This window comes from Vibrio kyushuensis, assembly GCF_050337325.1.
Lineage (GTDB): Bacteria > Pseudomonadota > Gammaproteobacteria > Enterobacterales > Vibrionaceae > Vibrio > Vibrio kyushuensis.
On sequence record NZ_JAKJSV010000006.1, the window covers coordinates 218,456 to 235,683 of the forward strand.

A 17,228-nucleotide genomic window follows, 5' to 3' on the forward strand; every position below is an offset into this window, starting at 1 on the left:
AGGCTCGCAAACGCGTAACCTAACTCTACAGTAGCGCTCCATAGTTTAAAAAATTATAGACTATGGCAGTGTCGTACCTATTGAGTACAACCCCAGCGAAAGGTGCTGATAACACACTTTCACTTCGGCGAAACACCCTTTTACCGTTATTCATTGGTATCACCCCAATAACAGCTACTCTTATGTTTCGCGCCTCTACCGCATAAGACATGAAAAACTATTGTTACGTCATATTAACAACATTTTAACTGCACTTACGCTAAAAGTGGCCGCCATTGTACTCATTAGCACCCTCATTGCAATATATAACTCGAAATTCGGCACACCTATCGATGAATAGCGGTAACATTAATAGAACCAATAACGACAATGTATGCAACAAGTAAAGTAGTGTAAAGTTGATTGATTTTGTTAAGTCACTCTTTAATTCTATACAAATAAAAATTAATTACGTCTATTTGCATTAAACTAACTATATATATTCAATTTGTATGCTAATATTTTCGTGTTGAAATATTGTATTCAATCTAATTGCAGCTTAATATTATCCAATCAATTTTACTTTCATAGGAATAGACATGTCGGATCTATCTAAAACACTATTAAATATTCGTAGCCTTCGTGCCTTTGCTCGCGAATTAACTCTTGAGCAACTTGAAGAAGCATTAGATAAATTAACTATTGTTGTACAAGAACGCACTGAAGCTGAAGCTGAAGATCGTGCAGCAAAAGCGGAACAAGAAGCTAAGCTTGCTGCAATTGCAGACCAGATTTCAAAAGACGGTATTGATGTTGAAGCTCTTATCTCAGCATTATCAGGTGAGACTAAAACTAAAACTGGCAAAGTGAAAACTAAACGCGCACCTCGCCCAGCTAAATATAAATATGTAGATACTAACGGCGAAGAAAAAACATGGACAGGCCAAGGTCGTACACCTTCAGCTATCCAAACACAGCTAGATGCTGGTAAATCTTTAGAAGAGTTTGCTCTTTAAGTATTAACCACTCTAAGTATTTATCGTTAGTTAGTTTATTAATTAGCAAGTTTATTACTAAACCTTTTAATGACTAACTCTTTTTAGTTACTAACTAACGAAAAAAGGCTCCTTTCGGAGCCTTTTCTATTATTATCTTTCCCAGTACGATTCTTCTAAGCTATCTTCACGCTCAGGTAACCCTTTAGACAACCTTGGCGAATGTTGAGCTAATACTTCATAGCTTGCGCGGTTTGAATACTTACAGACTTGTGAAAAAGATGAATAAGTTAAGTAAGCGTGTGCGTGCTTACTTGAATTCGGTATGTTTTCACGATGGTACTTATTCGCAGCCATATCATGCAATAGTGCCGATAGAGCGGCGTCACCTGCCCCATTTGTATTTTTAATTTTCTCTGGGCCACCCATATAAGGTGCAATATGAGAATACACTTTAACTGGCTTATCACACATTGCTTTTGCCGCAGGTCGACTAAACTCATAACGATTGAATTCAGCAATAGAACCCGGTAATAAAGGCAAAGAAGTTTCTCTTTTAGCAGCGTCTTCTGTATAACCTGCCATAAATAGACCAACAGGCCCTGCAGTACACAGTACTAAATCAACCCAATCTAATGCTATATCTGATGCAACTAAAGGATCATGCTCACCAGTTAACGCTTCTGCTTCTTCTTCATTCATTGCAACAACCGAAACATGGTCATTAATAAACTCTTGCCAGAATTTAGCATCATCTTGAATAACAAATTTAGTACCTAAGGTTAATACCACAGGGACATTGTACTTTTTCGCATATTCGATGGCTTTCATTGTTGCAAGCGGCATAGGATCGCCCTCTTTACAACGTACTAAATAAGCGGTTAATACTAATGCAGATGCATTTTCAAATATCGACTCGGGGATACTTTCAGGATTAAGTTGATTCATTTGACCTTCACTTATAGCAAAGGTGCGCTCCCCATCTTCAGTAATCAAAGCAAAACAACGACCAATTGCGCCATCGACACCCTGTAAATTATTAAGGTCCATACGGCTAGACGTATTACAAAGATATTGATAACCATAGCTGCCGATTTTAATATCTTGGCTCATTACACCTAATAACGTAGATCGATCATCTGCTAATACTGAGTAATTGTGCAACGTATTGCCAATTGTTCCGCCTGCGTGTTCATTGGTAATCAACTGATCATCTTTGAGCTGCTTATATAACGCTTCCGCTGTTTGATCATCAATAACCAACGAGTGACCTTTACTTAGGTTATATTTTTCGATGAGCTCTGAAGTCACTTTCGCTTCAATATCCACAAGCGTTTGGTCAATGCCGATAATATGCGTACGTGACATTGTTTTGCTTTCTTGAGCTTGGCTCACTAAAGGATCACGAGCATGAACAGGAAAGTAATGCTTCGACTTGCGTTGGCCAGGAAATTTCATAAGCGTTAGTTCGATATTAGGAGTAAAAAAAGGATTCTACCGCGCTCAATAACGCGCGGCAATCTACCAAACTATAGCAAACGTTTGCACTTGGTATAAATTATTCACCTTCCATAAAACTGAGGTCAGGAAGTCTCTCAAGGTTGTCAGAATAACGCTTTAAGTTAAATTCACCGTCATTTTTCATCACATCGAAGATCTCAATCGACATACAGCACGCCATCATGGCAACACCGTCTTCTCTTGACGTTCCCATCATCATTAAGCGCATCAAAGTTTCTTTCACTTTGATTGGGTTCCCATCTTCAAGCTGATTTTCAATAACTTCAATCAACTCTTGTTCTTGCATAAATTCATTTTTTTCAGACATCATTTGTTTCCTATATTCACTTTGGCTGCACTATGCCACAGGTAACCAAATAACTTCCATAATAAAGCATGTTTTTTCTAAATATCGATATGTGATTTCTGTCTCGGATCTGTATCCATCAGCATGTTTCTGATAGAATCCTCGACCAGTTATAGTGAGTGGTATTAAGTAATGTCAAACAACAGCGAAAAGAAAGTAATTGTCGGTATGTCTGGTGGTGTAGATTCATCTGTTTCAGCGTATCTTCTTCAGCAGCAAGGCTACCAAGTTGAAGGCTTGTTCATGAAGAACTGGGAAGAAGACGACAATGAAGAGTATTGTACAGCGGCAGAAGATCTCGCCGATGCTCAAGCCGTTTGTGACAAATTAGGTATCCACCTTCACACCATTAATTTCGCAGCAGAATACTGGGATAACGTATTTGAATATTTTCTTGCTGAATATAAAGCTGGAAGAACCCCAAACCCAGATATTCTATGTAATAAAGAGATTAAATTTAAAGCATTCTTAGACTTTGCTGATGATGTTCTTGATGCTGATTTTATTGCAATGGGCCACTACGTTGACCGCACCTTCCCAGATGGTGACGCTAAACCGAAAATGCTTCGTGGGCTTGATAGCAATAAAGATCAAAGCTACTTCTTATATACACTAAGTCATGAACAGGTCGCGCGTAGCTTATTCCCAGTGGGTAACCTGGAAAAACCTGAAGTAAGAAGAATTGCAGAAGAGCAAGGTCTTATTACTGCGAAGAAGAAAGATTCAACTGGTATTTGCTTTATCGGTGAACGCAAATTTACTGATTTCTTATCGCGTTACCTGCCCGCTCAACCGGGTAAAATTGAAACACCTGAAGGCGTTGTCATCGGCGAACACCAAGGTTTGATGTATCACACCTTAGGTCAACGTAAAGGCTTGCACATTGGTGGCCAAAAAGGTGGCGGTGGTAATGAAGAACCATGGTACGTGGCAGAGAAAGATCTAAAACGTAATGTACTGATTGCAGTACAAGGTGGTGATCATCCGCTTCTCAAATCACAAGGTTTGATGGCGTCTCAATTACACTGGGTTGATAGAACACCAATTACTGAACCACTGAGCTGTACCGTTAAAACACGTTATCGCCAAACTGATATTCCGTGCACCATCATCCCTATTGATGATGAAAACATTAAGGTGATTTTTGACCAACCTCAAGTGGCAGTAACACCGGGTCAATCCGCCGTATTTTATCTTGATAATGTTTGCCTAGGCGGCGGCATCATCGAGCAACGTATTTAACTAACCCGTATTTAGGAGTACTACTACGTGGCGAATCCCCTTTATGACCGTACGATCGCTTTTGCCGGTATCTGCCAAGCAGTGGCGTTAGTTCAACAAGTAGCAAAAGATGGTGAATGTGACCATGACGCATTTAAAACATCACTACATGCAGTCTTAAATACAAGCCCAAATAGTACCTTAGACGTCTTTGGCCAAGAACGAGATCTGAAACTTGGCCTAGAGTGTTTAGTTAAAGGTATTGACAGCACACCAGCGGGTAGTGAAGTGACTCGTTACATCATAAGCTTGATGGCATTAGAGAAAAAACTCAGTGCTCGCAATGATGCAATGTCACAACTCGGCGATCGTGTTCAAATGCTGGAACGCCAGCTTGACCACTTTGAACTACTCGATGAACAAATGCTAAGCAACCTCGCGAGCGTTTACCTTGACGTAGTGAGCCCAATAGGACCACGCATTCAAGTTTCAGGTACGCCAGCGGTATTACAGCACACGACTAATCAGCATAAAGTTCGCGCACTGCTTCTATCAGGCATACGTAGCGCCGTGCTTTGGCGTCAAGTAGGTGGTAAGCGTCGCCACTTGATTTTTGGTCGTAAGAAAATGATCGAACAAGCTGAAATTTTATTGGCGAGATTGTAGTCGCTTGAAAATAATCACGAACTCGCGCCTAGTCGCGAGTTCGTTCTTTATAGCTATTTATTTTATAGAGAAGTAACTTTCATTTAGGTACACGTAAGTTTCGCGCAAACGTTTGCGCAATGTTCGTGACAATTGTGATTGTTATTGGTATAAAGCTCACCATATTTTAAAACCTAAATTTGAAAACCCAATTCAGGAGAACACCATGGATTTGTCAGCGTTGACAGCTGTTTCACCAGTAGATGGCCGTTACGGAAGTAAGACGATTGCACTACGCAGCATTTTTAGTGAATTTGGCCTACTAAAGTACCGTACGATCGTTGAAGTTCGTTGGTTACAAAAACTTGCAGCAACAGCAGGTATTGCTGAAGTACCAGCATTTAGTGCAGAAGCGAACCAAGTTCTAGATGGCATTGCAGCGAACTTCAGCGAAGAAGACGCAGCGCGCATCAAAGAGATCGAGCGTACGACTAACCACGATGTTAAAGCGGTAGAGTATTTCTTAAAAGAGAAAGTAGCGGTAAACGCTGAGCTTCACGCAGTAAACGAGTTCATCCACTTTGCATGTACTTCAGAAGATATCAACAACACTTCACATGCTTTAATGCTTAAAGAAGCTCGTGAGACTGTTATTCTTCCTGAAATCAAAAATATCATTGATGCAATTAAAGCACTTGCTGTTGAATATCGTGATATCCCATTGCTTTCTCGCACACACGGTCAACCTGCATCTCCAAGCACAATGGGTAAAGAGATGGCAAACGTTGCTTACCGTATGGAACGTCAATACAAGCAGATCGCTGAAGTTGAAATTCTAGGTAAAGTAAACGGTGCTGTTGGTAACTACAACGCTCACCTTTCTGCTTACCCTGATCTTGATTGGCACCAGTTTAGCGAAGAATTCATCACAGAATCTCTTGGCGTAACTTGGAACCCTTACACGACTCAAATTGAACCTCACGATTACATCGCTGAGCTATTTGACGCAGTTGCTCGCTTTAATACCATTCTTATCGATTTTGATCGTGACGTGTGGGGCTACATCGCACTTGGACACTTCAAGCAGAAGACGATTGCTGGTGAAATTGGTTCTTCAACCATGCCACATAAAGTAAACCCAATCGATTTTGAAAACTCGGAAGGTAACCTTGGTCTTGCAAACGCTATGTTCAATCACCTTTCACAAAAACTACCTATCTCTCGCTGGCAACGTGATCTAACAGATTCGACTGTTCTACGTAACTTAGGTGTTGGTGTTGGTTATGCAATCATTGCATACACTTCAACACTTAAAGGTATTAGCAAGCTTGAAGTAAACCGCGAAGCACTACTTGCTGATCTTGATAAGAACTGGGAAGTTCTTGCTGAACCAGTACAAACTGTAATGCGTCGTTACGGCATCGAGAAGCCATACGAAAAGCTAAAAGAGCTAACTCGTGGTAAGCGTATTGATGGTGAAGCTATGCGTAACTTTATTGACGGCCTTGAGCTTCCTGAAGCTGAAAAAGTACGTCTTAAAGAGATGACACCAGCTAACTACATCGGTCAAGCTATCGAGCTTACTGATAAGCTGTAAATAGCAAACCGCTGATACGAAAAAGGGCTCATTAAGAGCCCTTTTTTAATATCCAGATATTGGTAATAGAAAACCTAGCTGTAGTCGTAGCTACGTAGCGCGTCAATACGCTTATCTAACGGCGGGTGGCTCATTAGAAGTTCAGTCATTGAACGTTTACCGTTAATACCAAACGCCATCATTGAACCCTCTAACTGTGGCTCATGGCTCACTTTTAAGCGCTCTAAAGCAGCGATCATTTTGTGGCTACCGACCAGCTTTGCAGCACCATAATCTGCATGGTACTCACGGTGACGGCTGTACCACATGGTAATGAAGCTTGCTAGGAAGCCAAACACAAGTTCCAGCGCCATAGAAACACCAAAGTAAACCATCATATTACTACCCTGGCCTTCTTCGTCACTGTTATTAGACGCAACAATGTTTGCAATAAAGCGAGATAAGAAGATAACAAAAGTATTCACCACACCTTGCATTAGTGTCATCGTTACCATGTCACCATTAGCAATATGGCTAACTTCATGTGCAAGTACCGCTTCAGCTTCATCTCGAGTCATGCTGTGAAGCAACCCAGAAGAAACAGCCACTAGAGAGTCATCTTTTTTCGCACCCGTAGCAAATGCATTGATATCTGGCGCATCGTAAATCGCAACCGTCGGCATACCAATACCCATTTGTTGAGCTTGACGACCAACCGTTTCAAGCAACCAGTGTTCAGTTTCATTTCGTGGACTTTCGATTACAACACCACCAACTGACTTAAGAGCGATTTTCTTAGACATTAGAAGCGAGATGAAAGAACCACCAAAACCGAATACTGCGGCCATCACCAATAGACCAGATAAGCTACCCGGCTGCATTCCCGTAACGGCATAAACGATATTAAGTACAACACTTAATACAAGAACCACAGCTAAGTTAGTGGCTAAGAACAACATTATACGCTTCATTACTTTTCTCCGATGGGAAGCTATTTAATATGATGATAATAAATTTTATCCATCACATTTTATACATATAGTTTAAACGTAAATAAAACAAGGTTCAGCGTTAAATTGAAACATTTGTTTTCTATCATCAAGCAGAGAGTTACAACTAGATTAGACTTTGGTCTTATTGTACTTAAGTGGTAAAAATATTAGATTTCGTATAGAACAAAGTGCGCCCACGAAAGATAAGGATAAATTATGGTGGAAGCTAACAACTATCAAATGGCTATTGATTTACTTTGCTGTCATCTAGGCATCTCTGAAGATGAAGCAAAACAACAACTTGGTATCAATTCTGAACAGGAAGTCTGCAAAAAGGTAATTGATACTCAGCAAGCATTAATGGGTTTGGTTCAAGAGAAGTAAATTCATTAAATATTAAAAAGGGCTGCTCAATGCAGCCCTTTTGCTATCTAAATTTCTGTACAGAATCGTTGTTTATTCAGACAGTAAATCTAAATCAATAAATTTACCTAAATCAGTACGTTTCGCAGCAGGGATGTATGGTATTTCACCAAGCTTAGGCGCGCCTAACTGATTCTCCAGTGTTTCAATCAACTCAGGGTAATACTCAGTACCCGGGTTTATGCGATTTGCTATCCAACCAACAAGGTTAAGCCCATCCGCTCTGATCGTTTCTGCAGTTAATACCGCATGACTTAAACAACCAAGTTTGATACCAACAACAAGAACCACTGGAAGCTGTTCCTGTTTAACCCATGTAGAGAGATAGTCAGTATCTGAAACAGGTACTCGCCAGCCACCAGCACCTTCAACCAAAACAACATCTGCGTTTTTCTTATGCTGCGCTAGCTTGTCACTTAACACGGCATAGTCAATTTCGATATTCTCACGTCTTGCAGCAATGTGCGGAGACGATGCTAGCTCCAATGCGTATGGATTCACGTCATCATAGCTTGCTTCAAGCGTTGCTGCTTTTTGTAGATGAAGAGCATCAGAATTACGCATGCCTTCATCTGTTTTGTCACTACCCGCTGCAACTGGTTTGTAGCCGATAGTGTTTAATCCTTTGGTAGCCAAAGCGTGTAAAACAGCTTTAGATGCTACGGTCTTGCCTACGTCGGTATCCGTACCAGCGATAAAAATTGCATCAATCATCGATGAATCGCCCCTAAACATACCTGATAAGTGACAGGCAGTTGATTTTGATGGTTTTTAAAGACTTGGTACTCTTGTTCAACTTGAATCAAAGCCTTACGACTTGTGAGACCTTGTGAGCGCCCGCTTACGTGATTGGCACCAATGCCTTTAAGATCACGCATCACTGAAAACGCAGAGTCGTACCAAACGGTAATTTTGTCAAAGTCTAGTTGAACGTTGTTAAAATGAGATTGCGCTAACGCAATTTTTACCTGATTAGATGAAATAAACGTGTTGATATGTTGATATTTATCAACCTTTTTCCACGAATGTTTTAACTCGTGTAACGAACCGTCTAACAAAGTTGAAAAATATGCCACACCCTTTCCAGTTAGTATTCGATGAATCTCTTTCATTGGAACGGATAAATCTTGGCACCATTGAAGAGCCAAACTTGAAAATACATAGTCGACACTCTCTGCGCACAATGGAAGGCTTTCGGCATCTGCCACGTAATATTTTATATTATCTTCACCACAACGGTATTTCGCTTGTTGCAACATTGATGAAGACAAATCTACACAGATTACTGACGCACCACGATCCAAAAGTATTTTTGAAAAATATCCAGTTCCGCAGCCAAGATCGACAACGACACTACCACTTAAGTCTAACGGCATGCGCTCTAATAATTGATGACCTACATCGCGCTGAAATGCTGCGTGTTTATCATAGCTTGATGCCGCCTTACTAAACGCAGCGGCAATGTCACTTTTATCTTCAATATGCTCACTCAATGGGAGTACATGACACTCTACATTGGTAATATTCATCATCAATTTAGTTCTCCCAATACTTCTTGAAGGCAAGTCGACAATTGTTTGACCTGATTAACCGAATGAGCAGCCGTTAACGTGACGCGCAAGCGAGCCATATTGACTGGGACAGTAGGGGTACGAATAGCGGTAACACCAAAGCCAGATTGGTTGAGTTGATTCGCCGCTGTAACCGCGTTCTCGGTACTGCCGACAATAATAGGATTAATCGGTGTTTCTGTTTCAATCACTTGTTCAAAGCTGTGCAGTCTTGAATTAAAAACAGACTTTAACTCTGTCAACTTTTCTCGTCGCCAATTCTGCGTCTGGATCATGGTGATGGCATGAGACAGTGCATACGCCTGAGATGGAGGAATAGCGGTAGAATAAACATGATGACGAGCAAATTGAGTGAGATAATCGCCGGTATCACTGTCGCACAAAATCGCTGCGCCAGATAAGCCGAACGCTTTGCCAAAGGTCACCACCAAAATATTGGGTTTAACACCCTTTGCGTAGCAACTCCCCTGCCCTTCATCACCAAGAACACCAATACCATGAGCATCATCCACCGCTAACCAAGCTCGGTTCTTCGTGGCTTCAGCAATAGAGCTCAGTGGAGAAACATCACCGTCCATACTAAATACCCCTTCCGTCACGACTAAGCGGTGTGAGGTGATATTTTCACACGCTGATAGAAGGCTCGTTAGATGTTCAGTATCATTATGTTTAAAGCGGCGCATAGTGGCAGGAGACAAAATACCTGCCTCCATAAGCGAAGCGTGATTCAGTTTGTCTTGATAGAGTTCGTCGCCCTTCTCGAGCAGAGAGAACAATAATGCCTGATTGGCACTAAACCCTGAAGAGAATAGCACCGCACGTTCAAAGCCCAGCCATTCACACAGCGAACTCTCTAGATTTTTATGGGCAGGACTAAACCCAGTAACTAAAGGCGATGCGCCACTACCACAGCCATAGAGATCCAACCCTTTTTGCCACGCTTGAACCAGCTCTTGATCATTAGCTAATCCCAAATAATCATTACTTGAGAAGTTAACCAATCGCTGGTTATTTCGTATTAGTTCCGTTGTATTGCCGTTACGGCTTGTCACTAATGAACGAGTAAGCCCTTTTGAGCGTCGTTCACCCAGAGCTTGTTCAATACGATTTTTAAAACCATCATTCATAAGTCTATTCTTCAAAAGCCTACACTTACTTAAATTGAAGCTTCATAGAACAAGTCATCTTTTGTCGGGCGTGCTGCTACTCGTTCAGTGACTTGTTCCAATAGATCATTTTCCTGTATCTCATCAGGTTTTTGTACCACTTGCTGACTATTGATACCCAACTTAGCAAACAGCTGCATATCTTTATCTTCACCTGGGTTTGGCGTCGTTAATAGCTTACACCCATAGAAGATCGAGTTTGCGCCGGCCATGAAGCAGAGCGCCTGCATTTGTTCATTCATTCCTTCGCGACCAGCAGATAATCGAACTGCCGATTTCGGCATCATAATTCGAGCAACGGCAATTAAGCGAATGAAGTCAAATGGGTCGACGTCATCTACCTTTTCAAGAGGTGTCCCTTTCACTTTCACTAACATATTTATTGGAACACTTTCAGGTTGAACAGGTAGGTTTGCAAGTTCCACAAATAGTCCGGCGCGATCATTCGCGCTCTCGCCAAGGCCGATAATGCCACCTGAACAAATCTTCATTCCTGCGTCACGTACATGAGAGAGCGTATCCAAGCGATCTTGATAAGTACGGGTAGTAATAATATTGCCGTAAAACTCTGGCGAGGTATCAAGGTTGTGGTTGTAATAATCCAAACCGGCATCAGCCAATTTCTTCGCTTGTTCTGGCTCTAGCATGCCAAGTGTCATACACGTCTCTAGACCAAGATCCTTCACACCTTTAATCATGTCAGTTAGATGTGGCATGTCACGCTCTTTCGGATTCTTCCAAGCCGCGCCCATGCAAAAGCGAGTCGAACCTGCAGTTTTTGCTTTTTGAGCCGCATCAAGAACGCGATCCACTTCCATTAATCTTTCTTTTTCGATATCCGTTGTATAACGAGCACTCTGTGGGCAGTACTTACAGTCTTCAGGGCAAGCGCCTGTCTTAATAGAAAGTAAGGTACTAACTTGAACATGGTTATGCTGTTGAAACTCTCTATGGACCAATTGCGCTTCAAACAATAGATCCATGAATGGCTTTTGCATTAATTCCTGAACTTCTGCATGAGTCCAATTGTGACGTAATTGCACAGAGCTTTCCTTATTAAGTAATTCATCATTATTGTTATGGATACTTGGCTAGTGTACGGATAAGCGATAAACTGTCAACAATAGATAAATCAACTAGTTTACAGTTGATTAAAAAACGCACAATTAACTCTATGAGCTTGAAAATGGATTTAGACTTCGACAAAAATCATATTTGGCACCCTTATACCTCAACGATTAAACCACTAACCTGTTACCCCGTAGTTGGCGCTCAAGGTGTACATTTGGAACTAGAGAATGGCACAAAGCTTATCGATGGTATGTCTTCTTGGTGGTCAACCATTCACGGCTATAATCATCCTCATTTGAACCAAGCTGCGCATGATCAAATCGATAAAATGTCTCACGTCATGTTTGGCGGAATTACACACAACCCTGCCATTGAACTGTGCCAGAAGTTAGTTGAATTAACACCAAGTAACCTAGACAAAGTCTTCTTGGCCGACTCAGGTTCGGTTGCTGTCGAAGTGAGTTTAAAAATGGCACTTCAATATTGGCATGCAAAAGGTGAGCGGCGACCTAAGTTCTTAACGTTAAGAGACGGATATCATGGCGATACGTTTGCCGCCATGTCAGTAACCGATCCTAATAATTCAATGCATAGCTTATATAAAGGTTTTCTTCCTGAGCATATCTTCGCCAACTCACCGCAAGTTGGATTCTGGGATGAATGGAATGAAGCGGATCTTGATGACTTTAAGCTGAAACTAGAAACACACCATCAAGAAGTGGCAGCCGTTATTATGGAGCCGATAGTTCAAGGCGCTGGGGGAATGAGAATTTATCATCCTGAGTTTTTAAAAGGCGTACGCCGATTATGTGACGAGTACGGAGTGCTTTTGATCTTAGATGAAATAGCTACTGGGTTTGGTCGAACAGGAAAGCTATTTGCCTGTGAACATGCAGACATCCAACCGGATATCCTCTGTGTTGGTAAAGCACTTACAGGCGGTTATATGACGCTATCGGCTGCCATTACAACCAAACACGTTGCAGATACAGTCTGTGGTGGTGAAGCTGGTTGCTTTATGCATGGCCCAACCTTTATGGGGAATCCTCTAGCGTGCGCTGTTGGTGCAGCTAGCCTTGAACTGATTGAGCAAGGCGATTGGCAAGCACAAACCAAAGAGATTGAAGCTCAGTTTTCTAAAGAATTACCAAAACTACTAAAATATAACCACGTAAAAGATGTGCGTTGGCTAGGCGCAATAGGTGTAGTTGAAACGCATATCAGTGTCAATATGGAAGAGATTCAAGCGCACTTTGTCGAGCAAGGCGTGTGGATTCGACCATTTGGAAAGTTGATTTATATGATGCCACCATTTATAAGTACTCACGAGGAAGTGCAAGCTTTAGTGGATGCGATCGCCAGTGCATTACAAAACGAATATTGTTTCCACATATAGGTAACTAAAAAGGGCTAAAATACTCAGCCCTTAAACAATTCCTAACCTTGATCGGCGGCCCACTTCATAAATTCGGCGCGTTGTGTCTCATCTGCTTTTGTATACCATAGCTTAAGCTGTTTAATTGACTCTTGCTCTTTCGCCATTTCAGCCTTCTTTAATTGACCAGCTGGCGTATTTTCGTCGGTAGATAGTACAATTTGCTGTTCATTATTATAACTTTCAATTAGACCTTCAAGATCAGAATACGGCATAAAACCTGCCTTTCCTGGCAAAAGTGAAGAGGTATACTCAAGATCTTCATCATTACCGCCTACTACCCACCCTGGACCCGATCTAAATTTCTTTTCTGCATCACTGTAACTGTTCACTTTTGGCGCTTTGATAGTTACATCATCATTAGTAGTAAAGCTTACAACATATGGCTTAGAGATGAATGTTTCACGCTTGCTGCCATTTTTTAAGCGCTTAGTCATTCTAATGACTACTTGATTAAATCCACTATTAATCTGGTAAGTAGGTTGAACACTAATTTTTACACCATTAACAGCCATGATCTCTACATCGGATGCAGGTGTAATCTCATTGGCCAGAAGGTTGAAGCTCACTAACAAAGTAAGTATTGGCAGAATCATCTTCATAATATTACCTAGAAACTAATTGGAATTTACGAAAAAAGCCGCCAAAAGGCGGCTTTAACAAAAGTATACAGTAACTATCTAAATTAGAATGCTACGTTCATACCTAGAGCTAGCATATCTGAATCAGATGAATCACCTTCAGCATCGTAGCTTGCAACTTCAGCGAAGATAGTAGTCTTAGCGCCAAATGCGTAAGCTACACCAGCGTAGAAACCATCGTTAGAAACTGTAGTGCTAGACAAGTGTGCTTTAGTATCTACGTTGCCGTAACCAGCATATAGACGGTAAGCGTCTAGGTTGTACTCACCACCTAAACGGTAAGCGTCTTTTTCAGTCTTAGAGTTGTCTTCTTGTGAACCGTAATCAAAACCAACTTTAGCATCACCAAATGCATAATCAGCAGCTAGGTTAAAACCAGTTGCGTGGTCTTTTACACTCGCTTCTTTATAGTCAAAGTAAGCAAGAGAAAGGCCTAGACCGAAATCAGAGTCGTAAGAACCAACAAGTGTTGTACCTGTTACATCGTTTCCAGCGTCATTTTCTTCAGCGAACTGGTATGAAGCAGAACCAACAAAACCAGAGAAGTTTGCTGTTTGGAACTTAACGATACCGTTTTCACGACCACGGTCTTCTAGATCTTGAGAGAAACCGTAGTATTCATCGAAGCCACCGCGGAAGCCTAGGTCATCGAATGATGTAGTTTGACGACCGAATGTGAATGTACCTACATCTGTAAAGTCTAGACCAGCGTATGCGTCACGGTTTTTAAGGCCGTAATCTTCACCTTCAGAAAGTTGAAATTCAAATTTACCAACTGCTGCAGCACCTTCTGTTACTTGGTGACGAACTTTGAAGCCTAGACGAGAGTCGTAAGCGTGTGCATCTGTATCAGTACCAGTTGCTTTCGTTTTAGTTGTTTCAATAATTGCAAATGCACGACCAGTTAGCTCTAGAGAAGAACCGTCTGCGTTGTAAATTTCTGCTGCGTTTACTGAAGTTGCTGTTGCTACGATAGCAAGAGCTAATAGAGTCTTTTTCATGATAATCCACTGCCTTTTCATTAGATGGGAAATCCTTGTCCGGTTCCCTTTAATTTGATGGCGACTCAAGCTCTTATGGCTTGATGTCCCCTTCACTAAATTTCGTGGTCTAGATTGCAAAAGATAATCCTGCGTGTCAAATCTTCTAAAAAACAACCTAAAAAAACATATAACCCATAACAAACAACACGTTACATTAATTTGTGTGTTTTTTTCGAGCCGCTTCTTAGGTTTAACTCATGAAACATCAAAAAATTAACAAAGGGCCAAACAAATACAAAACACTAAAAAAACAAAGAAAAGAACAACCAAACAGAATTAAACACTTAACAACAGGGTCGATTAGAGATTTATATATTTTTACTTATAAAATTAATCTAAGCCTATGAAGGTTCAACTTTTTTTTGTGAACAAGATCCATTTTTTATCTAATAGCATTCAATTTCGTGAACTAAGTACACACTAGCTAATTGTGCTAACATCGCTTCGTCACTATTTAGGTCCCCGTATGTCAGCCAGTAAAATCCAACAATCTATTCGTAAAAGTTATCAAAACCTGCAGTATCAGCTTGATAACTTTGTACCTCGTCGAGCGCAGAACTATCTTGTTGCAGAAATCACCAAGACGCTTTGTGGTGACTATCACAAAAAAAATCGCATTTTGGTGGGTGAAGCTGGAACAGGAATTGGGAAATCACTCGCCTATTTAATGGCGACAATCCCTATTGCTGTCTTCAATAACCGTAAGGTGGTTATCTCAACCGCCACAGTCGCACTTCAAGAGCAATTGATTAACAAAGATCTACCATTGTTTCGCCGCATTACCGATAGAGAGTTCTCTTTTATATTGGCAAAAGGTCGTCAACGTTATTGCTGCGCAGAAAAGCTGGCCTCGGCAAGTGGTGTTGATGGTGGTCAGTTAGCAATGTTTGAATCCAAGCCACAAAAGAATGAAGTGGAATTATTGCAGACCATGTATAAATCACTGGTTGGGGGGAAATGGGATGGCGACAGAGATTCTTGGCCAAAGCCAATCCGTGATGAACTTTGGCACTCTATTGTCAGTGACAAGCATAGCTGTAATAACAGCCTACCCGCGCATCGCGCATGCCCCTTTCAAAAAGCACGTTCAGAGTTAGATAAAGCCGACGTTATTATTGCCAATCACAGCTTAGTCATGGCAGACGCTGATCTGGGTGGGGGCGTTATCCTCCCTGAGCCAGAAAACACTATTTACGTTTTTGATGAAGCGCACCATTTACCGAGAGTGGCACGTGACCACTCTTCTGCTTCTGCCAGTTTAAAAGGGGCGGTGAGTTGGTTAGAGCGATTGAATAAGCTTATAACCAAGTTTTCTAACCTTGCTGACGAGAAACGAGTCGGTCGCTTTCAAAATCAGCTGCAAGATGCCATTCAGCAACTGATCCCCTCTTTGACACAGTTAAGTCAAAGATTCGAACCTTCAGAGTTTGAAGAAGGTCGATATCGTTTCGAGAACGGTGAACTTCCATCATGGCTTGAGAAAGAATCGGCTGAGTTAAAGCAACTATCAAGTAAAGGCGCTCAGGCGGCTGCAAAAATAGCCGATTTAATAGCAGAGCGCTTAAAGGATGGTGAAATATCCAGTAAGTTAGCCGAGCCAGCACTGGCTGAGTTGGGTTTTTATTTACAACGACTTGAAAATCTAGCCCAAGTTTGGAACTTAATGGCCGAACCTAAACGGGAAAAAGGCGCACCTCTTGCTAGATGGATTGAGGTATCTAAGGATAGCGACAATGACTTTACCGTTAATGTCTCTCCGCTTGAGGTTGGTTGGCAACTAGATCAGCAATTATGGAGCCGTTGTATTGGTGCGATTCTCGTGTCAGCAACAATGCGCGCATTAAACTCTTTTAGCTTTTTCTGTCATCAGACAGGAGTGAGCGAAAAACCCGATTCAGGAACACAGTTTTTGGCTCTAGCTTCACCATTCGATTATCAAAATCAGGCTGAGCTAATTGTACCTGCCATGAAGTACGAGCCGCAAGCACCTCAATATACTGAATATCTTATTGAAATTTTGCCTAAGTTAATTGAAGACAAGCAAGCTAACCTTGTTTTATTCTCATCCTACTGGCAGATGAACCAAGTAGCCGAAGCACTTGCAACCAGCTTCACGAAAAAAGGTTGGGCAATACAGGTTCAAGGGGACAGCTCTCGTATCGAAATACTGAATAAACACAAAACATTAATCCAGTGTGGCAAGACGAGTGTGTTATTTGGTACAGGAAGTTTCTCTGAAGGGTTAGATTTACCCGGGGAACTGTTAGAGAACCTTATTATCACTAAGATACCTTTTGGTGTTCCAACCTCGCCTGTTGAGCAAGCGCATGCCGAATATATTGAGCAGCGTGGTGGAAACGCGTTTATGCAAATTAGCGTTCCCGAAGCGAGTAAAAAACTGATTCAATCGGTTGGCCGCTTACTGCGAAAAGAGCGAGACTCTGGTAAAGTGTACATCCTTGATCGCCGCATCGTGACCAAACGCTATGGGAAGTCACTGCTTGACTCATTACCCCCTTTTAAAAGAACAATAAAATAGTCGTGTCTAGCTAGTTTGTGATAACGAACAGCAATAACAGAGACGACGATTAGAAATAGAAGAA

Annotated in this window: 16 protein-coding genes and 1 riboswitch; of the genes, 7 read left to right on the forward strand and 9 right to left on the reverse strand. The window is 41.5% G+C overall.

The genetic code is table 11. The features are described from left to right. Nucleotides 1-23: 23 nt before the first annotated feature. Nucleotides 24-206, reverse strand: a riboswitch (Lysine riboswitch). Between the two features lie 372 nt (nt 207-578). After that, nucleotides 579-995 (forward strand): H-NS family histone-like protein, encoded by a 417-nt coding sequence (locus tag L4D20_RS14590; protein WP_428802335.1) that lies wholly within the window; start codon nt 579-581, stop codon nt 993-995. 132 nt (nt 996-1,127) lie between these two features. Here L4D20_RS14590 and L4D20_RS14595 read toward each other — a convergent pair whose 3' ends face one another. After that, nucleotides 1,128-2,432, reverse strand: a complete 1,305-nt coding sequence (locus L4D20_RS14595; RefSeq protein WP_428802336.1) for an inosine/guanosine kinase — start codon at nt 2,430-2,432, stop codon at nt 1,128-1,130. A 100-nt stretch (nt 2,433-2,532) separates the two neighbouring features. Next, complete coding sequence (locus L4D20_RS14600) at nt 2,533-2,802, reverse strand: hypothetical protein (RefSeq protein WP_428802535.1); 270 nt, start codon at nt 2,800-2,802, stop codon at nt 2,533-2,535. Nucleotides 2,803-2,973: 171 nt separating this feature from the next. Between L4D20_RS14600 and mnmA the strand changes: the two genes are divergently transcribed. The 3 genes from mnmA to purB all read left to right on the forward strand — a co-directional run bounded on the left by mnmA (nt 2,974) and on the right by purB (nt 6,304). Beyond that, complete coding sequence (gene mnmA, locus L4D20_RS14605; protein WP_428802337.1) at nt 2,974-4,083, forward strand: tRNA 2-thiouridine(34) synthase MnmA; 1,110 nt, start codon at nt 2,974-2,976, stop codon at nt 4,081-4,083. A 27-nt stretch (nt 4,084-4,110) separates the two neighbouring features. Further along, nucleotides 4,111-4,728: a high frequency lysogenization protein HflD gene (gene hflD, locus L4D20_RS14610; RefSeq protein WP_428802338.1), complete on the forward strand. Its 618-nt coding sequence runs from the start codon at nt 4,111-4,113 to the stop codon at nt 4,726-4,728. A 205-nt stretch (nt 4,729-4,933) separates the two neighbouring features. After that, nucleotides 4,934-6,304: an adenylosuccinate lyase gene (gene purB / locus L4D20_RS14615; protein WP_428802339.1), complete on the forward strand. Its 1,371-nt coding sequence runs from the start codon at nt 4,934-4,936 to the stop codon at nt 6,302-6,304. A 74-nt stretch (nt 6,305-6,378) separates the two neighbouring features. Here the strand turns inward: purB and htpX are convergent, their stop codons facing one another. Further along, nucleotides 6,379-7,254 carry a protease HtpX gene (gene htpX, locus L4D20_RS14620; protein ID WP_428802340.1) on the reverse strand — a complete coding sequence of 292 codons (876 nt, stop codon included), beginning with the start codon at nt 7,252-7,254 and terminating at the stop codon, nt 6,379-6,381. Nucleotides 7,255-7,491: 237 nt separating this feature from the next. Between htpX and L4D20_RS14625 the strand changes: the two genes are divergently transcribed. Beyond that, entirely contained in the window at nt 7,492-7,659 is a 168-nt protein-coding gene (locus L4D20_RS14625; RefSeq protein ID WP_428802341.1) for a hypothetical protein, read from the forward strand. A 72-nt stretch (nt 7,660-7,731) separates the two neighbouring features. Here the strand turns inward: L4D20_RS14625 and bioD are convergent, their stop codons facing one another. The 4 genes from bioD to bioB are packed head-to-tail and all read right to left on the reverse strand — an operon-like array spanning nt 7,732 to nt 11,478. After that, nucleotides 7,732-8,412 carry a dethiobiotin synthase gene (gene bioD / locus L4D20_RS14630; RefSeq protein ID WP_428802342.1) on the reverse strand — a complete coding sequence of 227 codons (681 nt, stop codon included), beginning with the start codon at nt 8,410-8,412 and terminating at the stop codon, nt 7,732-7,734. Further along, nucleotides 8,409-9,230 carry a malonyl-ACP O-methyltransferase BioC gene (bioC, locus tag L4D20_RS14635; protein WP_428802343.1) on the reverse strand — a complete coding sequence of 274 codons (822 nt, stop codon included), beginning with the start codon at nt 9,228-9,230 and terminating at the stop codon, nt 8,409-8,411. Before bioC ends, bioD begins: the two co-directional genes overlap by 4 nt. Beyond that, a complete protein-coding gene (gene bioF / locus L4D20_RS14640) occupies nt 9,230-10,396 on the reverse strand; it encodes an 8-amino-7-oxononanoate synthase (protein ID WP_428802344.1) in 1,167 nt (388 codons plus the stop codon). The genes bioC and bioF overlap by 1 nt, the downstream gene beginning before the upstream one ends. 29 nt (nt 10,397-10,425) lie before the next feature. Then, nucleotides 10,426-11,478: a biotin synthase BioB gene (gene bioB / locus L4D20_RS14645; RefSeq protein ID WP_428802345.1), complete on the reverse strand. Its 1,053-nt coding sequence runs from the start codon at nt 11,476-11,478 to the stop codon at nt 10,426-10,428. Nucleotides 11,479-11,621: 143 nt separating this feature from the next. On the opposite strand from bioB, the gene bioA reads away from it, so the two are divergent. Beyond that, nucleotides 11,622-12,902 carry an adenosylmethionine--8-amino-7-oxononanoate transaminase gene (bioA, locus tag L4D20_RS14650; protein WP_428802346.1) on the forward strand — a complete coding sequence of 427 codons (1,281 nt, stop codon included), beginning with the start codon at nt 11,622-11,624 and terminating at the stop codon, nt 12,900-12,902. A gap of 41 nt (nt 12,903-12,943) precedes the next feature. Here bioA and L4D20_RS14655 read toward each other — a convergent pair whose 3' ends face one another. Both L4D20_RS14655 and L4D20_RS14660 read right to left on the reverse strand, forming a co-directional pair. Beyond that, complete coding sequence (locus tag L4D20_RS14655; protein ID WP_428802347.1) at nt 12,944-13,543, reverse strand: DUF2057 family protein; 600 nt, start codon at nt 13,541-13,543, stop codon at nt 12,944-12,946. An 83-nt stretch (nt 13,544-13,626) separates the two neighbouring features. Further along, nucleotides 13,627-14,583 carry a porin gene (locus L4D20_RS14660; RefSeq protein WP_428802348.1) on the reverse strand — a complete coding sequence of 319 codons (957 nt, stop codon included), beginning with the start codon at nt 14,581-14,583 and terminating at the stop codon, nt 13,627-13,629. Between the two features lie 508 nt (nt 14,584-15,091). Here L4D20_RS14660 and dinG point away from each other — a divergent pair. Continuing rightward, nucleotides 15,092-17,164 carry an ATP-dependent DNA helicase DinG gene (dinG, locus tag L4D20_RS14665; protein ID WP_428802349.1) on the forward strand — a complete coding sequence of 691 codons (2,073 nt, stop codon included), beginning with the start codon at nt 15,092-15,094 and terminating at the stop codon, nt 17,162-17,164. Nucleotides 17,165-17,228: the final 64 nt, after the last annotated feature.